Origin of the sequence: Bradyrhizobium sp. ma5, from assembly GCF_042258955.1 — a bacterium.
Classification (GTDB): domain Bacteria; phylum Pseudomonadota; class Alphaproteobacteria; order Rhizobiales; family Xanthobacteraceae; genus Bradyrhizobium.
Map to the genome: position 1 here is coordinate 5,833,052 of NZ_CP170156.1, position 22,108 is coordinate 5,855,159.

Below are 22,108 nucleotides of genomic sequence, written 5' to 3' on the forward strand. Positions count from 1 at the left end.
CGAGAGCCCGGAATCCATACTCCCGATCGTGGTTATGGATTCCGGGCCTGGTCCTTCGGACCATCCCGGAATGACGGCTAGATCGGCATCTTCATGATGTCTTCATAGGCCTGGATCACGCGGTCGCGCACCGAGACCAGCGTTGACACCGCAACGTCGGTGTCGGCGACCGCCGTCACCACGTCCATCACATTGGCCTTGCCGGAGGCCATCGCCATGGTCTGCGCGTCGGACTTCTTGCCCGCTTCCAGCACGCTGCCGACGGAGTCCTTCAGCAGCGCGCTGAAGGACGGGCCGGCGACGGCCTGCCCGGCTTTCTCGACACCACCGCGCTCCATCATTTTCGCGAGGTTGGCGTAAGCGTTGGCGGCGACTGTCGGTGTAGCCATGATTTACGTTCCCTGTTCTTGTTGCGTCAGGATTTGAGGATGTCGAGCGTGCGCTGGATCATCCGCCGCGTCGCACTGATGATGTTGAGGTTCGCCTCGTAGGAGCGCTGGGCGTCGCGCATGTCGGTCATCTCGACCATCGGATTGACGTTCGGATATTTGACGTTGCCGGAGGCGTCCGCCGCCGGATTGCCCGGCTCCTGCTTGATGCGGAATGACGACTGGTCGGGGCGGATCCGGCCGAGCGTCACGACCTGGGCGTCGAGCGAACGATCGAGCGCGGAGGAGAAGGTCGGCACCTTGCGGCGGTAGGGATCGCCGCCCGCGGTCTGCGCCGTCGAATCGGCGTTGGCGATATTTTCCGAGATCACCCGCATCCGCCCTGCCTGCGCGCGCAGGCCCGAGGTCGCGATGCTCATCGAGCGGGCAAAATCGCTTGTTCCATCTGCCATGGGATCCTCCTTGCGCCGTCAGGCGGCCTAGCCCTTGCCGATCGCGGTTTTCAGCAGATGCAGGCTTTTGCTGTAGAGCGAGGTGGCGGCCGCGAAGTCCATCTGGTTGGCGGAAACTTTCAGCATCTGCTCTTCGAGATTGACCGCGTTGCCGGCCGGGCGGGTCTGGAACCCGCTCTTGCCGCGATCATTGTCGAATGTGTCCGGCGCGCCCGACGCCGCCATGTGAGTGACGCTGGTCTGCGTCATCGGCAGCGTTCCCATGCCGCCGCCGACCGTGGCGCCGGCCCGGTCGAACTTCGGCTCGACCAGGTCGCGGGGCCGGAAGTTCGGCGTGTCGGAATTGGAGATATTCTCGGCGAGCACCCGCTGGCGCTCCTGGTGCCACTGCATCTTGCTGCGCAACGCCGACAGGATCGGCAGATCGTTCATGGACATCGCCGCGGCTCCGTTAACCTCTTGGGCGCCGCTTGGGCCCTCCGAGGTAGGCAGAATTTGCCCGGTGTATGGTTAACGGGTGGTTAAAATGTCGGACGGAGCCGTGGAGAACGCCTTAACTGCGGCCGGCGAGCGCATTTTCGCCACGAATGCTGCGTTAACCAGCACAAACCAAGACAGCGTGGGGCGCTGAGAAGTCGTTTTGGGACAAGCGATTCTTGGTTTATTAATAGAACAGTCGGCTGCAAGCCGCTGGGAATTAAGAAATAAGGCGAATCTCGGGCGCGATTCGCTGCGCAAACCGCACCTATCAATCCGCGCTCGTTGATGGCGGAAGCTGAGGAAGGCCACGATGGCCGGGGACTCCAATATGCAGGTCATTACATTCGTCTTGGCATTCGTTGTCGTGCTGGCGCTGATCGGCGTCACCGCATGGCTCGTCCGCCGCTTCGCCGGAAACCGCCTCGGCGCCAACGCCAACCGCGGACGGATGCCGCGACTTGCCGTGATCGACGCCGCTGCCGTCGACGGCCGCCGCCGGCTGGTGCTGGTCCGCCGCGACAACATCGAGCATCTCCTGATGATCGGTGGCCCCACCGACATCGTCGTCGAGCCGAATATCGTCCGCGCGATGCCGGGGCGCGACCAGATGTCGACCCGCCCTGCCGTTGCAACCGATGCCGCGCCGCCGCGCGTGGCGCCGCTGCCGGATGCTGCCTGGAACGAAAGCGAAGCCGCCCGCTCCGACAATTTCGACCTTCCCGAGCCGGAGCTGCCGCCGCGTCAGGCACGCCCCTCCTTTGCCGACGAGTTGCGCCGGCCCCCGCCGCCGATCGCCGAGCGTCGCAACGATCCGCTGACGAGCTTCACGGCCGAGCGCAGCGAACCGCGGCCCGATCCGATGCCGCCGCGCCTGCCGTCGCGCTCCGAACCCGTGATCCCGCGGCCGCCGCGCGCTGCCGAGTCGCCGAAGGCGCCGCCGCGCGCCGTCACGCCGCCACCACCGCCTCCCCCTGCTCCGCCGCCGGTCGCAACCCAGGCGCCTCCGCCGGTGCCGCTGGCATCGAACGCAGATGCCAATCTGGCCGAGATGGCGCAGCGGCTCGAGGCGGCCCTGCGCCGCCCGACCGGCGCCAACGAGACCGTCGCGCCGCCGGTTGCGCCCGAGGCGCCGCCGGTTCGCGCGCCGCGTAGCGAGCCGCCTGCCCCGCCCGCCGGCGGACAGAAGAGTGGCTTCGAGAATCTCGAGGACGAGATGGCATCGCTGCTCGGCCGACCGAAGAATCCTTCGTGAGGTTCGGGTCGGTCCCGCGTAGAGTTTTTTTCATCGCTGTCCTGATCGCCGCCGGATCCTTCGCCGATCCGGCGATGGCGCAGGATATCAGCATCAATCTCGGCGGCGGCAATGGCGGCGTGACCGAGCGCGCGATCCAGCTGATCGCGCTGCTCACGGTGCTGTCGATCGCGCCGTCGATCCTGGTCATGATGACATCGTTCACGCGCATCGTGGTCGTGCTGTCGCTGCTGCGCACCGCGCTCGGCACCGCGACCGCGCCGCCGAATTCGGTGATGATCGCGCTTGCGATGTTCCTCACCGCCTTCGTAATGGGGCCGGTGCTGCAGAAATCCTATGACGACGGCATCAAGCCGCTGGTCGCCAACCAGATCGGCGTCGAGGAAGCGTTGCAGCGCGCTTCGGTCCCCTTGCGCGGCTTCATGCAGAAGAACGTTCGCGAGAAGGATTTGAAGCTGTTCATGGACCTCTCCGGTGAGCCGCCGCCGGCGACGCCGGATGAGATGTCGCTGCGCATCCTGGTGCCGGCCTTCATGATCTCCGAGCTGAAGCGGGCTTTCGAAATCGGATTTCTCCTATTTTTGCCGTTCCTGATCATCGACCTCGTGGTCGCCTCGGTCCTGATGTCGATGGGCATGATGATGCTGCCGCCGGTGGTGGTCTCGCTGCCGTTCAAGCTGATCTTCTTCGTGCTGGTCGACGGCTGGGCGCTGGTCGCCGGCAGCCTGGTGCAGAGTTACGGGGGGTAGCCCCGCGAAACATTCATGGCCTCATCGCTGGATCGGCCGTGCCGTTGCACTATCATGCGCGGCACCGCATCCAAGGAGCCGCGCCGTGCAGCAGCCATTCGACCGCGCCGCAGAAGACCTCGGCAACGCCATCCATCTCGAGCACGTCAACGTGCAGGTGCCGGACCAGCGCCTCGCCACGCTGTTCTACATCGCCGGCATCGGGCTGACCCGCGATCCCTATTTGATGGTCTCCGACAGCAACATGTGGGTGAATGCCGGCCGCAGCCAGTTTCATCTGCCGAGCGGCCGGCCGCAGGTGCTGCGCGGCCGCACGGCAATCGTGATCGCCGGACGGCAGGCCCTGCTCGCGCGGCTTGCCGCGGTCGCGCCCAAGCTCGAGGGCACCGCGTTCAGCTATCGCGAGCACAACGATCACGTCGAGGCCATTTGCCCATGGGGCAACCGGCTGCGCTGCTACGAGCCGGATGCTGAGCGGTTCGGCCGTATCGCGCTCGGCATGCCCTATGTCGAGTTCGAGGTGCCGCGCGGCACGGCTGAAGCGATCAGCCGGTTCTATCCCGAGATCATGGGCATCCCGGCCACCGTCATGAACGGCGACGGTGTCGTTGCGCGCGCAAAAGTCGGCAAGGATCAATATCTGCAATTCCGCGAGACCGACCAGGCGCAGGGCGAGTTCGACGGCCATCACGTCCAGATCTACATCACGGACTTCTCCGGCCCCTACAGGCGGCTGCGCGAGCGCAACCTGGTGTCCCGCGAGGACAATCAATACCAGTACCGCTTCTGCGATATCGTCGATCCCGCCGACGGAAGACACCTGTTCACCGTGGAGCATGAGGTGCGCAGCGCCACCCATCCGATGTATCTGCGGCCGCTGATCAACCGCAATCCGTCGCAGACCAACCGCACCTTCGCCAACGGCTACGACCAGGCGCCATGGGCGATGGGGCCGGACCAGTATGACGGATGAGCGCGCGCTGATCCGCATCGCGACATCATCAGCAATCCCAGCCACGAGACGACATGCTTCCCTCCCAGCGCCATCTGTTCGAGATCCCACGCGAGGTCTGCTACCTGAACTCCGCGTCCTACAGCCCGCTGCCCTTGAAGACGGTCGACGCCGGCCGCGCCGCGGTCGGACGCAAGGGCCAGCCCTGGACGATCGATGCCGGTTTTGCAGGCCGCCAGCATGAACGCGCCCGCACCGCGGCCGCACGCCTGATCAATGCCGACCCTGATGACGTCGCTCTGATCCCGGCGATCAGCTACGGCATAGCGACTGTGGCGAAGGCGCTGACCATTCCGCGCGGCACCCGCGTTATTGTGCTGGAGAACGATCACTCCTCGCCGGTGCTGGAATGGCACGCCCGCGCCGAGGCGCAGGGCTTTGTCGTCGACACCGTGCGCCAACCCGCCGACGGCGACTGGACGTCGGCGGCGCTTGCAACGATCGACCGCTCGGGCGCGCCACCGGTCGGCCTCGCCTCGATCTCGTCGGTGCACTGGTCGGACGGCGGCATCATCGACGTCGACAAAGTGCAAGCCGCACTGCGGCGGCATGGCGCGATGTTCGTGATCGACGCGACGCAGAGCGCCGGTGTCGTGGCGATGGACGTGACAAAACTCGACCCCGACGCCGTGATCTTCCCGACCTACAAATGGCTGATCGGTCCCTATGGCCGCGCCTTCCTCTATGTTGCAAAACGTCACCAGAACGGTGTGCCGCTGGAGCAGACCTCCGCCGGCCGCCGCGACGTCAATTCCGAGAAGCCGGTCTATTTCGGCGACCTCGCCTATGTCGACAATGCCCGGCGCTATGATATGGGCGAGCGCGATCATTTCATCACGCTCGAGATGGCGTCGATCGGCATGGAGATGATGGCGGAATGGGGCGCTGCCGCCGTCAGCGCACGGCTCGCGATGCTCACCGATCGGATCGCCGACGGTGTCCGCGATCTCGGGCTCAATCAGCCGGCGCGCAGCCTGCGCGCGCCGCATATTCTGAGCCTCGGCATGGCCGGCGGCATTCCGAAGGAGCTGATCGCGCGGCTCGCCGCCGAAAACATCCATGTCGCGCTGCGGCTCGGCCGGATGCGGATCTCGCCGCACGTCTTCAACGACGAGGCCGATGTGGATCGCCTCGTCGCCATCCTGACGAAAGCGCTGCGCGGCTAACTCCGCTTGCGTCCCAGCGCCACGACACTGAACAATTCAATCGCGAGCGCGACAGCGACTCCGACCGCGCCGATCACGAACAGCAGCGCATAGTCGCCGCCGCTCCGCGCGAACAGATAGGACAGGCCGTAGGCGCCCGCCGCCTGGAACAGCGCGAAGGTCGTGGTCGCCTGCGCCCAGGCGGAGCGCTGGCTCGCGGCGGAATGCGGGATCAGCTCGTGGATGCGGCCGATCACCAGCGGCACGATGCCGGGCGTGAAGCCGCCGACGATGAGGCTCGACACGATCAGCGCGGCGGGCGAATTCGTCACGGCGGGCAGCGCGACCGCAACTGCCTCGATCAGGAACGCCGCGCGCAGCGCCGCGGCGAAGCCGGCGCGATCGGCGAGATGTCCTGTCAGCAGCGGTCCGATCACGGCGCCGATGCCGTACAGCACCCAGTAGTACGATCCTGCCGCGATCCCCTGTCCGAGGCCGCGGGCGACGTAATCAACCAGGAACACCATGTGCGGCACCAGCGCCAGGGCATTGAGGCCATATTCCACGCACAGCGCGATCACCAGCGGCGAACGCACGCCATGCGCCGCAACGGGCTGCTCCGTCACAGCATGTGCGGCAGGCACCTCCGCCGGCCACGCCTTCCAGCTGATCAATGTCAGCACTGCCGACAGCACACCAAGGCCGTACCAGGCCTGCTTGACGCCCTGCTGCAGCAACAACGGCACCAGCGTGCCCGACGCGGCGACACCCAGTCCGACACCGGCGAAGATCACGCCGCCGATCAGGCCGCGCTTGCTCGGCGCGACGTGCGGCAGGATCGCGGTCGCCGCCAGCACCATGATCACGCCACCGCTGATTCCGGCCAGGAAGCGAAAACCGAAGAACCAGATGAACGAGATCGGCACCGCGCAGGCAAAGCAGGTGGCGGCGGCCAGAAGCATCATGCCGCGCAGCGCCCACACCGAGCCGATGCGTGCGCCGAGATCGCGGGCGATCAGCGCGCCGGCGAGATACCCGGCAAGGTTGGCGGCACCGAGATAGACCGCTTCCGCCGGCGTGAACCATTTTGCCGCGATCAGCGCCGGGATCAGCGGTGTGTAGGCAAAGCGCGCCAGCCCGAGCCCGACCAGCGAGGCGCACAGTCCCGCGGCCGCCGACAGCCACAACGGCCCGCCTGCATCGCGATGCGGCGTGGCATGATGGCCCCGATGATGATCGACGTTGGCTGACATGGACATGGCAGTAGGCCCTCCGGCCGTTCGTGAAAAATGATTAGTTGCGATCGCAGCAATCGCTCGCAGCGATCACGCCTCACCTCTCCCGGTTGGGAGAGGCGCCCAGTTCAAAGGCCTTCAGCGCTAAGACTTCGACGCCGCAGCGGCAGCAAGCTTCTTGCGATAGTCCAGCGCGGGCAGTCCGCCCCAGCCCCAGTTGTCGGTGTCGACTTCCTCGATGATCACGAAGGTCGACTCCATTGGCTTGCCCAGCACGTCGCGCACCAATTCGCTGGCGCCCTTGATCAACGCCGCCCTCTGCTCTGGCGTGGTGGACGACGCACCCGGCGTCGTCCCCTCACGCGTCACCTGGATGGTGACAACAAGCATCACACGCTCCCGATCGTCGTCAGTGTCCGGCGCTCTGGCCGCCGTCGACGTGCAGGATCTCGCCGGTGACGAAGCCCGCGCCTTCCAGGAACAGCACGGCGTCGACAATGTCCTTCATCTCGCCCATGCGGCCGACCGGATGCAGCTTGGCGAGGAAGTCGTGGGTCTCGGGAGCGTGCATCGGCGTCTTGATCACGCCGGGCGCCACTGCGTTCACGCGGATCCCCTTGGCGGCATATTCGATCGCGAGCGACTTGGTCGCCGCGCTGAGCCCGCCCTTGGTCAGCGAGGCCAGCACCGAAGGCACGTTGCTGTTGGCGTGGTCGACGAGGCTGGTCGTGATCTGAACGATGTGCCCGGATCCCTGCTTCACCATCTCCTTGGCAACGCGGCGGGTGATGTAAAAGAAGCCGTTGAGGTTGGTGGCGAGCACCGACGCGTAGTCCTGATCGGTGTGATCGGTGAACGGCTTGGCGACAAAGATGCCGGCATTGTTGACCAGCGTATCGACGCGGCCGAAGCGCGCCAGCGCCTGCTTGACGATGCGATCGGCGACCTCGGGATCGCCGATATCGCCCGCGACCGCCAGCACATCGGCATCGGTCGACGGCTTGATGCTGCGGGAATTGGCGACGACGCGATAGTTGCGATCACGATAGCCCCTGACGAGCGCCTCGCCGATCCCCTGCGACGCACCGGTGATGACGGCAACCTTCTGCTCTGCACCCATGATCTCTCTCCATCTGTTGGTGAGGCTGCAACAGCGCCGCCTCGATGGAGAGCAAGCTAGATACATCCGCATTTCGCGCGAATGCCCGCTATTCGGCAGACACTCTTCCGCGGCGCGAACGACTGGCCCGGCTGGCCTCGCGTGACAGCCGCTCGAAATAGCGTTTCAGTCGCGGCGTCGCGAAATCGACGAAGGCGCGTACCTTGGGCACGTCGAAGCGCCCCTGCGGCGCCAACAGATGCACCGGCAACGGCGGAGGCTCGTCGCCGGCGAGCAGGATCCGCAGCCGTCCGTCACGGATTTCCTCCGCGATATGATACGAGAACAGCCGGGTGACGCCGTGCCCCTCGCTCGCCGAGGCGACCGCCGCCCGCACCGTGTTGACGACCAGCCGCGGCGCGAACTGGACCGCGCGCGCGACCTTCGACTTCGCGGCCGGCGGGAAGCTCCAGGAGTCGAGCCCGAAATGCGTCATCGCAATGATCTGGTGCCTTGCGAGATCGGCCGGCTCGCCGATCACGGGATGCTGCGCAAGATAACCGGGCGACGCCGCGACCACGCGCCGCACCTCGCCGAGCTTGATCGCGATTGAATTGGAATCGGCAAGATGGGCGATGCGCAGCGCAACGTCGATGCCCTCGTCGATCAGATTGACGGTGCGATCGAGCATCGCGAGCCGCACCGACACCGCTGGATGCTCGGCCACGAAGGCATCGAGCAGCGGCCGGAGCACGTCCTCGCCGACGACGACCGGTGCGGTGATGGTCAGCGTGCCGCGCGGCGCCGACCGTTCGCCGCCGGCCGAGATGTCGGCTTCCTCTAGCTCGCTGAGGATGCGCCGGCACGCCGCCGCATAACGCTGGCCGGCCTCGCTCAGCTTCAGCGACCGCGTGGTGCGGTGAAGCAGCTCGGCGCCGACATGATGTTCGAGGAACGCGATCGCCCGGCTGACCGCCGCCGGCGAGCGCCGCAGCTTCCGCCCCGCACCGGCAAGGCTGCCCTCGTCGACCGCCGCGACGAAGACCTTCATGGCGTCGATGCGGTCCATCGCTCTCCCCGGTTCGCTGCCGTGGCTAACCCTCTACGTCATACTGCTTGCTGAGGTGATCGCCGATCTGCACCAGCATCGCGACGCATTCGGGGTACCCGGGCCGCGCCACCGTGGCCTCGTTGGCGCTGGCGCGGAATTCCCAGCTGTCGCCGTCGCGCAGCACGGAGATGTCGATGCCGTCGGGGCAGTCGGCATGGACTTTCAACTCGGCCCGCGCCATCGCGATGAGTTCGGCTTCGGTCTTGATCGGCTTGCTCATGTGACGACGTCCTCCCGGCTGGCGACATCAGCCATGGTTGCCGATTTGGCAGCGAAATGTCGAGAGGACGCACCCGATCACGGGCTGTTGCAATTGACAAATTGCGGGTCCCCGGCGAACATCGGATCGGGTCGATACCACCCGCCGCTTGCACCCCGCCCGGGGACGGTAAACGTATCAAGCCAGGTTTCAGGCTTCCTTTGCCCGCACGAACGGGTCAGCAACGCAAGCCCCTGACGCTTTCCGTTCGTCGATGCAAAGGTTGATCTCATGCGCGACTTTCGTGATGCCAAGGCCATGGCGCAGACGCTGCGCGAAGCGCTCGCCGCCAAATCGATGCCCCTCACCCATAGCGACAGCCTGGAGCTTGTCGCCAGACTGTTCGGCCAGCGTGACTGGAATACGCTGGCGGCGCGGATACAGGCTGCCGGACCGCCGAGCACGCCGGTACCAGCTGCAGACTCCACTGCAGAATCACCGCCGATCGCCGCGCGGCAGGAAATCGCGGTGGATTCCGCCGTACTCGACAATTATGCCGGCTTCTACAAGCTCAGCGACCGCGCCGTGTTCACGGTGACACCCGACGAACATCATCTGGTGATGCAATTGACCGGGCAGCGCTCGGTGCGGTTCTTTGCGGAGAGCAAGACCGAATTCTTCGCCAGGATTGTCGACGCCCAGGTCAGCTTCGTCGTCGGACCGGACGGACGAGGCACCTCGCTGATTCTGCATCAGAACGGCAGCGATATTGCGATGGCGCGTATCGATGCCGCGGCGGCACGGAAGATCGCCGATCAGACGGCGGAGCGCGTCAAGAACCAGTCGGCCAATCCCGGAACCGAGGCTGCGCTGCATCGCCTGATCGATGGGATCGCCTCGGGGAATCCCAACTACGCTGAGATGAGCCCGGCGCTGGCGGCGGCGACCCGCAAGCAGATGACGTGGCTTCAGCCCCTCGCGGACCTCGGCACGATCCAGGCGATCCGCTTTCTCGGTGTCGGCGAGCAGGGCGAAGACGTCTATAGCGTCAGACAGGCGAACGGCGCGGCGCACTGGCGCATCGCGCTCGACGACAAGGGCATCATTTCGACCGCGTGGGTGACTCCCGGCCCGTAGCAGCCCGTGCCGCCAGAGCGTTTTCGAGCGAAGTGGACACCGGTTCGCGTGAAGAAAACGCCTCAAGACTAGAATCTAGAGCTTCGGTTCTGATTCAATCCGAACCGAAACTCTACGGCATCGCGCCGGCGCGGCGCTCGCCCTTGATGACCGGGAGCGTGCTGACCGGCGCGGCCTTTGGCCCGTCGGGCAGCGATCCGGTCGTGACCGGATCGGGCAGCGGCGCGCGGGCGGTGGCGTCCGGGAAGCGGGTCTTCATCTCGCGGATGAAGCCGTCGAGCGTGTCGACGCTGGCGGCCATCCGCGCGATCTGGGCGAATTCTGCGCTCGAGGTCGCGACCGGCTTGCTGGCCGCGTCGAACGCCAGTCTGTCGGCATCGCCGGACATCAGCGGCGCGTATTTTTCGCGGAACCGGGACAGCCCGATGGCATCCTCAGCGAGCGCGTAGCCGACGACCGCGCGGATGATGTCGGCCTTCTCGCTCGGGTCGAGCGGGGTGAAATCGCGCCAGCGGTCGCCGTAATAGAGCTCGATCTGCTCGGACGCCTCACGCCAGTGCCGCGACGCCCAATAGATGTCCGAGCGCAGCCGGATCGCCTCGCGGCCGGTGATGTTCGAGATGATGTCGAGCGCGAGGTCGTGCCGGCCGACGTCGCTCTGCGCGCGCGCCTCGAGCAGCAGCCGCTGCTGGCGCAGTTCGCCGGAGAGATCTGCGATCCGGGTCGAGCGCAGCGCGCCGATGGCGCGGTCGGGCTTGCGGTTCATCAGATAGACCATCGCAAGCCGCGCGGCGACCTGGGCGCGCGCGGCGCCTTCGAGCCGCTTGTCGACCTGGTATTGCAGGAGGTCGGCGGCCTGGTCGAGCAGATCGACACCGACGAGACGGTCGGCGAGACGGCGGATCATCTCGTCGCCGCGGCGGCCGATCGGCGTCAGCTCGCGATAATCGTAGAAGGTGCCGAGCGCATCGATCGGCGCCATCTCGTCGCCCTTCGGGCCCAGATAGAGCTGCACGAACAACGCCGACGCGGCATCCTGCGCCTGGCGCGATTCCGGCGCGTTCGGCTGCAGCCGGGTCGCCGCACGGGTCACCGCGAAGGCATCGGCATAGCGCGCGGTCTCGGCATAGATCTTCGACAGCACGTACAACGTCTTCAACTCGATATTGTCGCCGCGCCACAGCATCGACAACAGCTCGAACTCCTTCAGCACATCGTCGCGGCCGATCTCGCCGCGCTTCTGACGCAACAGCGTCTCCAGCAGTCTGCCTTCGGCGGCGGCTTGACGGTCGGGCGAATTGGCGGCGAAGCGGTAGGCGTCGAGCGCATCCTTCTCCTGGCCGAGCGCTTCGGCGAGCCGGCCGCGCAGCACCGCAACCGCGGGCTTGAGCGCGTCGGGAACGCCGACCACGTCGAGATCGCTCTTGCGCCGAGCAGCGCCGGCATAGTCCTTGACCTCGAGCGAGGCCTTCATCGAGTCGATCGTGACGATGCGCTGCAGATCGGGCGGCAACGTCGCGACCGCGAATTCGGCGTTCTTGAACTTTTCGCGCGCCTCGGGCCATTTGCCCTCGCGAGCGAAAGCCAGCCCCTTCCACAATTGGGAATCGTAGCCATTGCCGATCACGGGATTGGCGAGGTCCTTGAGACCCTGCGCCGGGTGCCCGATCAGGATGCTGGCAACCGCGTGTACCATCACCACGGAGGCCGCCTCGCTGCCGCGCTTGCTTTCGGACAGCATCAGATTGGCGACACCATGGGCTTCCTGGTACATGGCGCGCGCCATGTAGAAATCGGCGAGATCGAGCCGCGCCTGCGGCAGCTGCTCGGCGTTGGCCGTCGAGGCCGCCGCAATAAGCCCGTCGAGCTGCTTGAGGAAGTTCTCCGACTGGTTCTTGCGCCACTCGTCCGGATCGAACAGCGGCTTCACCGCCGCGGTCGCGCGCTCGGACGCGACGTCGGCCGATGACAGCGTCAGGCCGCCGGGCCGGCCCAGCGTCACCTTGTCGGCACCGACCTCCGCCTTGACGTCGTCGGCGTTCGGATGAACCACGACGCCATGAATCGATTCCAGCAGCGAGAGCTCGACGAAATCCTGCCGCTTGATGATGCCGCGGGTCGGCGGCGGTGCGGTCACGACCCAGAGCGTATCGCCCGCGTCGGGATCGATCAGCCTGTGGAGCTGGCCGGGATTGGCGAGCGGCACGCTGACATTGGCGAGCGAGGGCTCGCTGATATTACGCACCACGCTGAGCGGCAGCGGCGGCTTCTGCACCCGGTCGGCGAAGGTCAGCGTCCAGCTCACGCCGCGCGAGCGATCGTCGCTCTCGAGCGACGGCATCTGCGGCCGGTTGAGGCGGAAGCGCACCGCCTGCCCCTTCTCCAGCGCGATCCGGCTGACATCTGATATCAGCGAGCCGGCCTTGGCGCGGATCGGATCGACGTCGATCGCCTCAGGCGTGTCGAACACCATCCATACTGTGTCGGCGCGACGGAACAGCGCCGCAGGCGTCGCGCCGGGGAATGAGAACGTCACCCGCAACCCGTCGCTGTCACGCTGGGCTTCGACCGAGGAACTGGCAGCAGACTTGGCGCTGGCGCGAGCCTCGGCAGGCGACGATGGCACCGCCGCCGGCTTCGGTGCCTCCATGGCCGGCGCGGTCGCGGCAGCAGGCGCAGGCTTTGGCGCGTCGCTCGGTTCGGTCGGAGTGCCGCCCTCGCGCGGCGCGACCGGTGCAGCGGCCTTCTCGACCTCAGCCGCCGGCGCCGCGGCGATCTTCGGCATCTCCGAATTGGGCAGCTCGGATCTCGGCTGTTCCGATTTGGCGGGCGCGGTCGCCGGTTGTTCGGTCCCGGCCCGTTCGGGTTTGACCGGCTCGGACTGCACCTGCTCGGACTTGGCCGGCTCCGCCTTGGATTGCTCTGCCTTGGGCTGCTCGGACTTGATCTCGATCTTGGCTTGCTGCGCGATGCTCTCCGATGTCGCCGGCGCGATCGCAGCCGCCCCCTTCGGCTTGCCGCGCGACGTCGGCAACAACGCGCTCAGCGAGGGCTTCGCCGCCTGCTGCTGCTCGGCCTGCTGGAAGGCGACATCGACGATGTAGTTCTTCTCGTCGCGGAACGAATGCACGTCGACATCGCCAATCAGCGTCACGTCGACCGCTGAGGTATCCGTATCGGCGCGCGAGCTGATCGACGCGACGTTTGGGGGAGCGGCGACCTTGGCATCGGCCAGGTCGAAGGCCAGGACGGAGTTGAAGGACAGCGTCAGTTTCTGCTCGTTCAGCACCGAGGAGACGCTGACCCCGTCGGGCACTTCGAACACGAAACGCACGAAGGTGGGCTGCACCAATGCGCGGACACGGATCGGCGGCTTCTTCTTGGCGACATCGGCCGCGCGCTGGATGCGCAACAGGCGCTCGGCGGCACGGGCGCGCTCCGCCAGTTCGCGGATCACCTCCTGCGGCAGCGACGGCGGCGGGCCGGTCCAGCTGTCGGGCAGGAAGTCGACGAAGATGCGCTCGCCGGCGGTCATGGTGTTGATGGTGACGCGCCGCGCCAGCGACAGGCGGATCGCCGAACCGTCAGGATCGCGGCGCGCGGCGCCGACATAGTCGGGCACCGCTTCGGAGAGTTTCTCGACGGGGATATCGACCGGACGCCTGAAGCGGATCACGATGATCGAACCGGCGGTCGTGACCTCCGACTCGACATCCTCCTTCAGCTTCAGCACCAGCCGGGCATAGCCGTTCGCGGCCGAGAACGTCGCCTCGCCCGGTACCGGCGGCGGGTCTTGGGCCCGCACCGTGGCTGGATATGTGAGGGTTGTAAGGGCAAGGCCGGTGGCAAGCAGGCACAGACGCGCGGTCCGCGCCCAGGCGCGGCCTAGCGACCATGTTTCAGCGGCAGCCGTTCGCGCCATCTCGAAACGTCTTCTCGGACCTCAGCCATACCAGCGCGAAGCGCCCTCGCCCACGCGTCCCGATCTTGGATCGGGCGGCGTTAAGGAGCTGTTAACGTCAATAGATTGTTTAGGGGGCTGCGAAGGAACCGGGCACCTGCGCTACCGGCAATGGGTGTTTCAGACCACGGTCGAACGTGCTTGTGGTATGGTTAAAGAACACTTGCCATCGCATTGGAACGGCTCGCGGAAACTGGGTGGTTCAAGCTGCCGCTCAATACGAAGAGATTCGACATCCAGGATCATCGGAAAGCCCTAGAGCAGCAAACCGCTTGTATTGCAGCGGCGCGGGATGAGGACGATCCATCTCTCGTCGCGACGGCCATCGCCGACATTGCGAAGGCGCGTCGCCCGGCTCGCGGGCGCAACCCACCGAAAGTTAGCCTCTGAGGCTAGCGCGCTCCGTCAATTCGTCTTCGGCGCGAGCATCTTGCCTTCGATCTTGGGCAGATCGTCTGTCGATGCCGACTTGTCGCCGCCGGCGCGGCGCGCGAGTTCGACCGTGAGCCGTTCGGCAGCCTCGGGCTGCATCAGGCCGAGGATGTCCGACATCTTGCGCGGCTGGATCTGCGAGGCGATCTGGTAGAGCACGGTCATCTCCAGCCGATCGAACACCTTGGCGGCGTCCTTCGGCTTCATGTTCTCGTACATGGTGACGATGCCCTTGAAGCGGGCGGCGTCGGCTTCGACCTTGGCTGCTGCATCGGCATTCGCCTTGGCATCGTTGGCCTTGGCCTCCTCGACCTTGGCCTCGATGCGCTTCTCGGCGGCCTTCAACAGGCTTTCACGAATCTCGACCTCGCGGGCGCGCGTCTCGAGCTCCTGGCGGCGCGACTGCAACCGCTCCAGGATCGCGCGTTCGGAAGCCGACACCGGCGGCGGCGCATCCAGATTGACCACTACGCCGTCGGGCTTGGGCGCCTCCGCGGCCGGTGCGGCCGGCTTCGGTGCCTCGTCCTTCTTCGCGTCCTTGCCCTCGACCGATCCGGTGATGTCGCCGGGATCGGCCTTGATCTTGCTGTCGGCAACCGCCTTGGGAGCGCCGGGGAAGTTGAAATTCTGCTGCGCCCAAGAGGGACCGGCCGGCGGCGCGTCCTCGGCAAACACGTAACCGCCATCGAGCACCAGGCCCGCGACCTTCAGCACCATCAGGCCGAAGATCGCGACCAGCACCACAGGCATCACTCTGATGTCACGAAGCAACTTCATGCAGCGAGACCGCCGGCCCTCCTGCGCTCGGTGAAGGCTTCGGCCGCCGCGGCAACCGCGCGCGCCGCCGAAACCCTGGGCGCCTGCGCCACCGGCGCGGCGGGCGCAGCTGCTGGTGCCGGCGCATACGCGGGCTCAGCCGGCCGCGCGGCCAGCGCGATCTTGGACAGACGGCGCACCACGTGGTCGCCTTCCGCCAGCTGGTTCTTCAGCTGCGCCGACATCTGCACCGCCGCATCGAGTTGGTTGCCGAGGTTCTCGTTGACGTCCCGCACCGCGTGCTTCAACCCGCCGATCGCCCGCTCGGCGATCTCGGTCGCGGTGATCAATTCGGCAATCGTCGCCTTCAGCGAATGCTCATCGGCCTTCAGCCGCTGCAGGCGCTTGTTGAGCAGCCAGCAATAGCCGATCGTCAGCATCAGCAGCACGGCCACCAGACTCTCGATTGCTAGTCCAAGCACATGACTCATGGTGCCTCCATCATCTTGGTCCGCTCATCCGCCTTCTCGAACATCGCGAAGGTGGTTTGGGGTTTGCGCAAATTCTTGGTGACGCGGATCGCGACGCGGTCGCCGACGCGGCCCATGCGGCCTTCCGTCAGGGTGACGTTGCCGCAACGGACCGAGACCAGCGCGTCGGAGCGGATATCCAGCGGCAGCGTGTCGCCGACCTTGAGCTTCATCAGCTCCTTGAGCGGGATATCGGCCTCGTACAGCACTGCATCGACCGCAATCTCGGCCTGCGCCACCTCGGTGGCGAAATGGCCTTCCCAGATCGGATCGCGGCCGAACTTCTCGCCCATGAACATCTGCAACAGCACGTTGCGGATCGGTTCGATGGTGGCATAGGGCAGCAGCAATTCGACATTGCCGCCGCGGTCTTCCATGTCGATGCGCAGGCGCACCAGGATCGCGGCATTGGCCGGGCGGCTGATCGCGGCAAAGCGTGGGTTGGTCTCAAGCCGGTCGATCGAGAAGGTCACCGGCGACAGCGGCCGGAACGCCTGCTCGGCATCCGACAGCACCACCTCGACCAGCCGCTTCACGAGGTTGGTCTCGATCGTGGTATAGGGCCGGCCCTCGATCTTGAGCTGGGTCTGGCCGCGGCGGCCGCCGAGCAGCACGTCGATCATCGAATAGATCAGGTTGGAGTCGACCATGGCGAGGCCGAAATTCTCCCACTCCTCCGCCTTGAACACCGAGAGCACCGCCGGCAGCGGGATCGAGTTCATGTAGTCGCCGAAGCGCACCGAGGTGATGCGGTCGAGCGAGACTTCGACGTTGTCGGAGGTGAAATTGCGCAACGATGTCGTCATCAACCGCACCAGGCGGTCGAACACGATTTCGAGCATCGGCAGACGCTCGTAGGACACCATCGCGGAATCGATGATGGCGCGGATGCCGGAATGATCGTCGAGGCTGACGTCGCCGACCGTGAAGCCGAGGAGATTGTCGATCTCCTCCTGCGACAGCACGCGCTCGCCGTTGGTCTTGCCGCCGAAGTCGCGGCTGCCGTCCTCGACCATGGCGGCCCATTGCAGCGCCATGTTCTCGGTGAGCTCGTTCTTGGCAGCTTCCGCCGCGGCCGCCGCGGGATCCTCGGAATCGAGCGAGGCTTCCCATTGGGCCGCAATGGCGTCCTGGTCCATCTGGTCGTTGCCGGCCATGGCTTTACATCCGCCCCGTCACTGGATCACGACTTCCTTGAACAGCACGGCGTTCACCTGGTTGGGCGCCAGCGCGAGGTTGACACGCTTGGTCAGCTCTTCCTTGAGACGGAACAGGCCGGCCGAGCCGTTGAGATCGCTCGGGCGCAGCTCGCGCATGTAGGTCTGGAACAGGTCGGTAACGCGCGGCAGCGCCGGCTTGATCGCCTCGACCTGCTTCTCTTCCTTGATCTCGAGCACGAGCTTCAGCTTGAGATATTGCACCCGCTCGCCGGGCGCACCGACCAGATTGACCAGCATGTCGGGCACGTCGACGAAGCTCGGCGGCTTCGGCGGCGGCGCTTCGGCGTGCTGCTCCTCGCCGTGACCGCGCATGAAGAAGAACCATCCGCCTGCGCCCGCGCCGAGCACGACGAGGAAGCCGACGACGGCAATGATCAGCTTGAGCTTGCCTTTCTTCGGAGCGGCCGCGCCCTCGCCGCCTTCCGTCTTTTCCTCATCCGCCATCGTCCGCTCGCTTCAACCCGAAGGATGCGAACGCGATTTGCCCCAGCTTTGGCTTGAAGACGCGATACAAAGGCCGCCGGCGCACACGCGCCCCAATGCCGGCAACACTGGGGCCATAATGGTTAACGGAAGCTTAGGATTTACCTTCCACTAGGAAAAAACTGCCGGGCAAACATGGTCAACAAGACCTTTCTGCCGCCCGGCAAGGCGCCCTGCAAAACACCTAACCCATTCAAATATCTCATTATTTTAAGTTGGCACGGGTTTCGCTGAGAGGACGACGTAACTGGCGGGTTTGGGAGAACCCAATGGTTACCGACGGTCCGGCGTGAAGGTTTGGGAGAACCTTTCGCATCGGATCACCTCACAGGGGAGAACCACCGATGCAGAATACGCTTCTGGTCGGACTATCGAAGCAGATGGTGCTGGAACGGCAGTTGGATGTCGTTTCCAACAACATCGCGAACATGAACACCAACGGCTACAAGGCCGACCGGTCGCTGTTCCAGGAATATCTGTCCTCGAACGCGCATGAGGACAATTTCGCGTCCTCCGACCGCCGCGTCTCCTTCGTGCAGGACCGCGCGACCTTCCACGACTTCTCGCAGGGCCCGACCGAAGAGACCAAGAACCCGCTCGACGTCGCGATCGACGGCAACGCCTTCCTGGTGGTGCAGACCCCGGGCGGCGAGCGCTACACCCGCGACGGCAACCTCGCGATCAACAATCGCGGCCAGCTCGTCACCGCCTCGGGTTACCAGGTGCTCGGCACCGCCGGCCCGATCACGTTCCAGCAGACCGATCACGACGTCAACATCGCCCCCGACGGCAACGTCAGCGTGCTCGAGGGCACGTCCCGCCTCGACTCGATCCGCGGCAAGCTGCGGCTGGTCTCGTTCGCGCAGGCCCAGCGCCTGCTCAAGGAAGGCTCCAACCTCTATGTACCGGGCGAAGGCGCGCAGCCGTTGCCGGATACCAAGGCGCAGATCCGTCAGGGCTTCATCGAGAAGTCGAACGTCAATTCCGTCGTCGAGATGAGCCGCATGATCGAGATCACGCGGACCTACACCCAAATCGCCTCGCTGCTCCAGCAGCAGAGCGACCTGCACAAATCGGCGATCGAGAAGCTCGCCGACGTGCCGAACTGATCCGGGGGATTGAACGATGCGCGCACTTTATACCGCGGCGACCGGAATGGCGGCACAGGAACTCAGCGTTCAGGTGATCTCCAACAACATCGCGAACCTGCGTACCACCGGCTACAAGAAGCAGCGCGCCGCGTTCCAGGACCTGATCTACGACCATGTGCGCCGGGTCGGCGCGCAGGCCTCCGACCAGAACACCATCATGCCGATGGGCATCGACCTCGGCGGCGGCGTCAAGACCGTCGGCACGCCGCGGATGATGACCCAGGGCACGCTGTCGCCGACCGGCAACGATCTCGACATCGCGATCCGCGGCGAAGGCTTCTTCAAGATCCTGATGCCGGACGGCACCTTCACCTACACGCGCGACGGCTCGTTCCAGATGGACAATCAGGGCCGCATCGTCAACGCGCAGGGCAATCTGGTGCAGCCGACGATCACGATCCCGCAGAACGCCTCCGGCCTCACCATCAATGCGCAAGGCCAGGTCTCGGTGACGCTGCCGGGCCAGACCGCGTCGACCACGATCGGCCAGATCGGCCTGACCCGCTTCATCAACAAGGCCGGCCTGATGCCGATCGGCGACAACCTGTTCCAGGAAACGCCGGCCTCCGGCCAGCCGCAGGACGGCATCGCCAACACCGACGGCTATGGCGACATGCAGCAGAGCAACCTCGAACAGGCCAACGTCGAGGTGGTCTCGGAGATCTCCGACCTGATCGCCGCGCAGCGCGCCTATGAGATGAACTCCAAGGTGGTCTCCGCCGCCGACCAGATGATGCAGTCGACCTCCAACCTGTTCCGCTGAGGATGATGTCGATGATCGCCCGCTCATTCCTGATCGCAGCCGCACTCCTCGCGGTGACCGCGCTACCGGCCACAGCGCAAGTCCGCGGCGAGACCATCGCGGTGCCGACGCTGCGCGCCAACGTCACGGTCGCGGACGACATCGTGCGGGTCGGCGACCTCATCGACAACGCCGGCAGCGCCGGCAGCGTCGCGATCTACCGCGCGCCCGATCTCGGCACTACAGGCACGCTGCCGGTCGCGCAGGTGCTGAACCTGCTGCGCACCCATCAGGTGATCGGCGTCGATACCCGCGAACTGAAGGAGATCACCGTCACGCGGCTGGCGCGCACCATCGACAGCAAGGAGATCGAGCAGCAGCTGTCACGCGCGCTGGAAGGCCGCCACGGGCTCGGCAGGGCCGGCAATATCGCACTCACCTTCGACCGCGATCCCGGCGATATCAGGCTCGAGGCAACCAACACCGGCGCGATGCAGCCCGTCGCCGTACGCTACGACCCGCGCTCGACGCGCTTCGACGTCACCTTCGAGGTCAGCAACGAAGCCGGCACGGCGCCGTACAAGCTGCGCCTCACCGGCACCGCGATCGAAACCATCGAGGCCGCCGTGCTGACGCGCAATGTCGAACGCGGCGACGTGCTGAAAGCCTCCGACGTTGCGGTCGAGCGCCGTCCGAAGGCCGAAATCGGCAACGACGCGGCGGCGCGCGACGGCGCCGTCGGCATGCAGATGCGCCGCCAGATCCGCGCCGGCCAGGCACTGCGCACCGCCGACATGGCAAAGCCCGATCTCGTCACCCGCGACCAGAACGTCACGCTGGTCTACCGCACCTCCGGTCTCTACCTCACGATCCGCGGCAAGGCGATGGATGGCGGCGCCGAGGGCGATGTCGTCAACGTGATGAATTTGCAATCTAAGCGCGCCGTCACCGGCGTCGTCACGGGCCGCGGCGAGGTTTCGATCTCGGTCGCGTCCCCGCGCGCCGCGCCGGCCGCCGACGCCGCCTCTTCAGATTCCGCTCCCGTCAAGCTGAGTTCAGTCGCACCAAACGCCGAGTAAAGTTCATGTCCCAGTACCGCATCAACCGCCTCATCCTGACCGGTGCGCTGCTCGCACTCGGAACGATCGCCAGCGGTTGCTCGTCGATCGACCGTCTCTCCCAGATCGGTGAAAAGCCGAAGCTGACGGAGATCGAGAACCCGACGGCGCAGCCCGGCTACAAGCCGGTCCAGATGCCGATGCCGAAGCCCGAGGTCGCCTCCTACAGCCCCAACTCGCTGTGGCGCAGCGGCTCACGCGCCTTCTTCAAGGACCAGCGCGCCGCGCGTGTCGGCGACATCCTGACCGTCATGGTGAACATCACCGACAAGGCCGCGATCGCCAACGAAACCCAGCGCAGCCGCACCAATTCCGAAGATTCCGGGGTGACCAACTTCCTGGGCTCGCAGACTATCACGCAGGCGAACAAGATCCTGCCCGGCCGCATCCTGACCGCCGACTCCACGGCTTCGAGCGACGGCAAGGGTTCGGTCAACCGGCAGGAAGCATTGCAGACCAACGTCGCCGCCGTCGTCACCCAGATTCTCCCGAACGGCAATCTTGTCGTCGAAGGCAAGCAGGAGATCCGCGTCAACTACGAAATCCGCGAGCTGGTCGTGGCCGGTATCGTGCGCCCGGAAGACATCCAGAGCGACAACACCATCGACTCCTCGAAGATCGCCCAGGCCCGCATCGCCTATGGCGGCCGCGGCCAGATCACCGACGTGCAACAGCCGCGCTACGGCCAGCAGGTTCTCGACGTGCTCTTGCCCTTCTAGCTTCTCGAGCTCCCACATCTCGTCGCGAACCTAGGCGCGGCGCGGTGTACCAACACGGCCCTCGCTAGCTCCCCTGGCGAGGGCCGTGGCGTTCTTGTGACCGGTCGCATGCACTCGCGCGATCGTCGCGCACCAGTCCGATACTGCTTCGTGCAAGTCGCGCGATCGCTTTCTCGGTTCGTTAACCGTTGCAGCAACCCGCAGTAGCAGTCCCGACGCTTGCAACGTAGCTAGACGACAACGCAGGGTTTGCAGTTCGTGACGGTCATGCAAAGAGACGGTCGATATGCGGCGTGGTTTCGCACGCCGCGCGGCGAAGGCACCGGAATAGTCCAGCTCGCAAACGGCAGGATCTCAGGCGGCGACGCCATGTTCACCTATGGCGGCTCCTATCAGCTCGATGAGGACCGCTTCACGGCGGTCCTGACGACGCACAGATATGCCGACGGCCCGTTCACCACCGTGTTCGGATGCGACGAGGTCGAGGCGCAGCTGACCGGCACCTTCAGCGGCAATCGCGCGGTGTGCTCGGGCAGCGCCAAGCAAGCCCCCGGCGTACTGTTCGAGGCCACGCTGTTCCTGCAGCAACAGGAGCAGGCGCCCGCCGGTGGCCCAAAGACCACGACGACCCGCGCGGATGTGACGAGGCTGCCGAAGCTCCCCGACCGCCGCACGACCGTCGTGACCAGGCGTTTCAGCTGATCCGTCCGCAATCGCGATGGCATCTCCGCGCCTT

The 22,108-nt window shown here is 65.7% G+C and carries 23 protein-coding genes; 10 read left to right on the plus strand and 13 right to left on the minus strand.

The window, feature by feature from the left end:
- Positions 1 to 77: 77 nt before the first annotated feature.
- The 3 genes from fliE to flgB are packed head-to-tail and all read right to left on the minus strand — an operon-like array spanning position 78 to position 1,279.
- On the minus strand, positions 78 to 389 hold the full coding sequence (fliE, locus tag ACE103_RS27350) for a flagellar hook-basal body complex protein FliE (RefSeq protein WP_244067853.1): 312 nt from the start codon (positions 387 to 389) through the stop codon (positions 78 to 80).
- Between the two features lie 26 nt (positions 390 to 415).
- Complete coding sequence (gene flgC, locus ACE103_RS27355) at positions 416 to 841, minus strand: flagellar basal body rod protein FlgC (protein ID WP_223970258.1); 426 nt, start codon at positions 839 to 841, stop codon at positions 416 to 418.
- A gap of 27 nt (positions 842 to 868) precedes the next feature.
- A complete protein-coding gene (gene flgB / locus ACE103_RS27360) occupies positions 869 to 1,279 on the minus strand; it encodes a flagellar basal body rod protein FlgB (RefSeq protein WP_375775594.1) in 411 nt (136 codons plus the stop codon).
- Between the two features lie 370 nt (positions 1,280 to 1,649).
- Here flgB and ACE103_RS27365 point away from each other — a divergent pair, with 370 nt between their 5' ends.
- The 4 genes from ACE103_RS27365 to ACE103_RS27380 all read left to right on the plus strand — a co-directional run bounded on the left by ACE103_RS27365 (position 1,650) and on the right by ACE103_RS27380 (position 5,500).
- On the plus strand, positions 1,650 to 2,573 hold the full coding sequence (locus ACE103_RS27365; protein WP_375775595.1) for a flagellar biosynthetic protein FliO: 924 nt from the start codon (positions 1,650 to 1,652) through the stop codon (positions 2,571 to 2,573).
- Entirely contained in the window at positions 2,570 to 3,322 is a 753-nt protein-coding gene (gene fliP / locus ACE103_RS27370) for a flagellar type III secretion system pore protein FliP (protein WP_223970253.1), read from the plus strand. The genes ACE103_RS27365 and fliP overlap by 4 nt, the downstream gene beginning before the upstream one ends.
- An 85-nt stretch (positions 3,323 to 3,407) precedes the next feature.
- The gene (locus ACE103_RS27375; protein WP_375775596.1) at positions 3,408 to 4,295 is read left to right on the plus strand and encodes a hypothetical protein; all 888 of its coding nucleotides are present in this window, start codon (positions 3,408 to 3,410) and stop codon (positions 4,293 to 4,295) included.
- A gap of 53 nt (positions 4,296 to 4,348) precedes the next feature.
- The gene (locus ACE103_RS27380; RefSeq protein WP_375775597.1) at positions 4,349 to 5,500 is read left to right on the plus strand and encodes an aminotransferase class V-fold PLP-dependent enzyme; all 1,152 of its coding nucleotides are present in this window, start codon (positions 4,349 to 4,351) and stop codon (positions 5,498 to 5,500) included.
- On the opposite strand, the gene ACE103_RS27385 is transcribed toward ACE103_RS27380, so the two are convergent.
- The 5 genes from ACE103_RS27385 to ACE103_RS27405 form a co-directional block, all read right to left on the minus strand.
- On the minus strand, positions 5,497 to 6,738 hold the full coding sequence (locus ACE103_RS27385) for a YbfB/YjiJ family MFS transporter (protein WP_375775598.1): 1,242 nt from the start codon (positions 6,736 to 6,738) through the stop codon (positions 5,497 to 5,499). The genes ACE103_RS27380 and ACE103_RS27385 overlap by 4 nt on opposite strands.
- A gap of 120 nt (positions 6,739 to 6,858) precedes the next feature.
- Entirely contained in the window at positions 6,859 to 7,104 is a 246-nt protein-coding gene (locus tag ACE103_RS27390; protein ID WP_375775599.1) for a 4-oxalocrotonate tautomerase family protein, read from the minus strand.
- A gap of 19 nt (positions 7,105 to 7,123) precedes the next feature.
- Positions 7,124 to 7,834, minus strand: coding sequence for an SDR family NAD(P)-dependent oxidoreductase (locus tag ACE103_RS27395; RefSeq protein WP_375775600.1), 711 nt, complete (start codon positions 7,832 to 7,834; stop codon positions 7,124 to 7,126).
- Positions 7,835 to 7,922: 88 nt separating this feature from the next.
- Positions 7,923 to 8,882: a LysR family transcriptional regulator gene (locus ACE103_RS27400; RefSeq protein WP_375775601.1), complete on the minus strand. Its 960-nt coding sequence runs from the start codon at positions 8,880 to 8,882 to the stop codon at positions 7,923 to 7,925.
- 25 nt (positions 8,883 to 8,907) lie between these two features.
- Complete coding sequence (locus tag ACE103_RS27405) at positions 8,908 to 9,144, minus strand: hypothetical protein (RefSeq protein ID WP_092115402.1); 237 nt, start codon at positions 9,142 to 9,144, stop codon at positions 8,908 to 8,910.
- Between the two features lie 270 nt (positions 9,145 to 9,414).
- Here ACE103_RS27405 and ACE103_RS27410 point away from each other — a divergent pair, with 270 nt between their 5' ends.
- Entirely contained in the window at positions 9,415 to 10,260 is an 846-nt protein-coding gene (locus ACE103_RS27410) for a glyoxalase superfamily protein (RefSeq protein WP_375775602.1), read from the plus strand.
- 112 nt (positions 10,261 to 10,372) lie between these two features.
- Here the strand turns inward: ACE103_RS27410 and ACE103_RS27415 are convergent, their stop codons facing one another.
- The 5 genes from ACE103_RS27415 to fliL all read right to left on the minus strand — a co-directional run bounded on the left by ACE103_RS27415 (position 10,373) and on the right by fliL (position 17,603).
- A complete protein-coding gene (locus ACE103_RS27415) occupies positions 10,373 to 14,182 on the minus strand; it encodes a tetratricopeptide repeat protein (RefSeq protein WP_375775603.1) in 3,810 nt (1,269 codons plus the stop codon).
- Positions 14,183 to 14,626: 444 nt separating this feature from the next.
- Positions 14,627 to 15,430, minus strand: coding sequence for a MotE family protein (locus tag ACE103_RS27420; RefSeq protein WP_375775604.1), 804 nt, complete (start codon positions 15,428 to 15,430; stop codon positions 14,627 to 14,629).
- Positions 15,427 to 15,900 (minus strand): DUF6468 domain-containing protein, encoded by a 474-nt coding sequence (locus tag ACE103_RS27425; RefSeq protein WP_223970242.1) that lies wholly within the window; start codon positions 15,898 to 15,900, stop codon positions 15,427 to 15,429. The genes ACE103_RS27420 and ACE103_RS27425 overlap by 4 nt, the downstream gene beginning before the upstream one ends.
- Positions 15,897 to 17,096 (minus strand): flagellar motor switch protein FliM, encoded by a 1,200-nt coding sequence (gene fliM, locus ACE103_RS27430; RefSeq protein WP_223970241.1) that lies wholly within the window; start codon positions 17,094 to 17,096, stop codon positions 15,897 to 15,899. Before fliM ends, ACE103_RS27425 begins: the two co-directional genes overlap by 4 nt.
- A gap of 18 nt (positions 17,097 to 17,114) precedes the next feature.
- The gene (fliL, locus tag ACE103_RS27435) at positions 17,115 to 17,603 is read right to left on the minus strand and encodes a flagellar basal body-associated protein FliL (protein WP_223970240.1); all 489 of its coding nucleotides are present in this window, start codon (positions 17,601 to 17,603) and stop codon (positions 17,115 to 17,117) included.
- Between the two features lie 383 nt (positions 17,604 to 17,986).
- On the opposite strand from fliL, the gene flgF reads away from it, so the two are divergent.
- The 5 genes from flgF to ACE103_RS27460 all read left to right on the plus strand — a co-directional run bounded on the left by flgF (position 17,987) and on the right by ACE103_RS27460 (position 22,074).
- Positions 17,987 to 18,751 (plus strand): flagellar basal-body rod protein FlgF, encoded by a 765-nt coding sequence (flgF, locus tag ACE103_RS27440; protein ID WP_223970239.1) that lies wholly within the window; start codon positions 17,987 to 17,989, stop codon positions 18,749 to 18,751.
- Between the two features lie 16 nt (positions 18,752 to 18,767).
- Entirely contained in the window at positions 18,768 to 19,556 is a 789-nt protein-coding gene (flgG, locus tag ACE103_RS27445) for a flagellar basal-body rod protein FlgG (protein ID WP_173637555.1), read from the plus strand.
- 2 nt (positions 19,557 to 19,558) lie between these two features.
- Positions 19,559 to 20,614, plus strand: a complete 1,056-nt coding sequence (gene flgA / locus ACE103_RS27450) for a flagellar basal body P-ring formation chaperone FlgA (RefSeq protein ID WP_375775605.1) — start codon at positions 19,559 to 19,561, stop codon at positions 20,612 to 20,614.
- Between the two features lie 5 nt (positions 20,615 to 20,619).
- On the plus strand, positions 20,620 to 21,372 hold the full coding sequence (gene flgH / locus ACE103_RS27455; RefSeq protein ID WP_223970235.1) for a flagellar basal body L-ring protein FlgH: 753 nt from the start codon (positions 20,620 to 20,622) through the stop codon (positions 21,370 to 21,372).
- A 267-nt stretch (positions 21,373 to 21,639) separates the two neighbouring features.
- Positions 21,640 to 22,074 (plus strand): hypothetical protein, encoded by a 435-nt coding sequence (locus ACE103_RS27460; RefSeq protein ID WP_223970233.1) that lies wholly within the window; start codon positions 21,640 to 21,642, stop codon positions 22,072 to 22,074.
- The last annotated feature ends 34 nt before the right edge of the window (positions 22,075 to 22,108 follow it).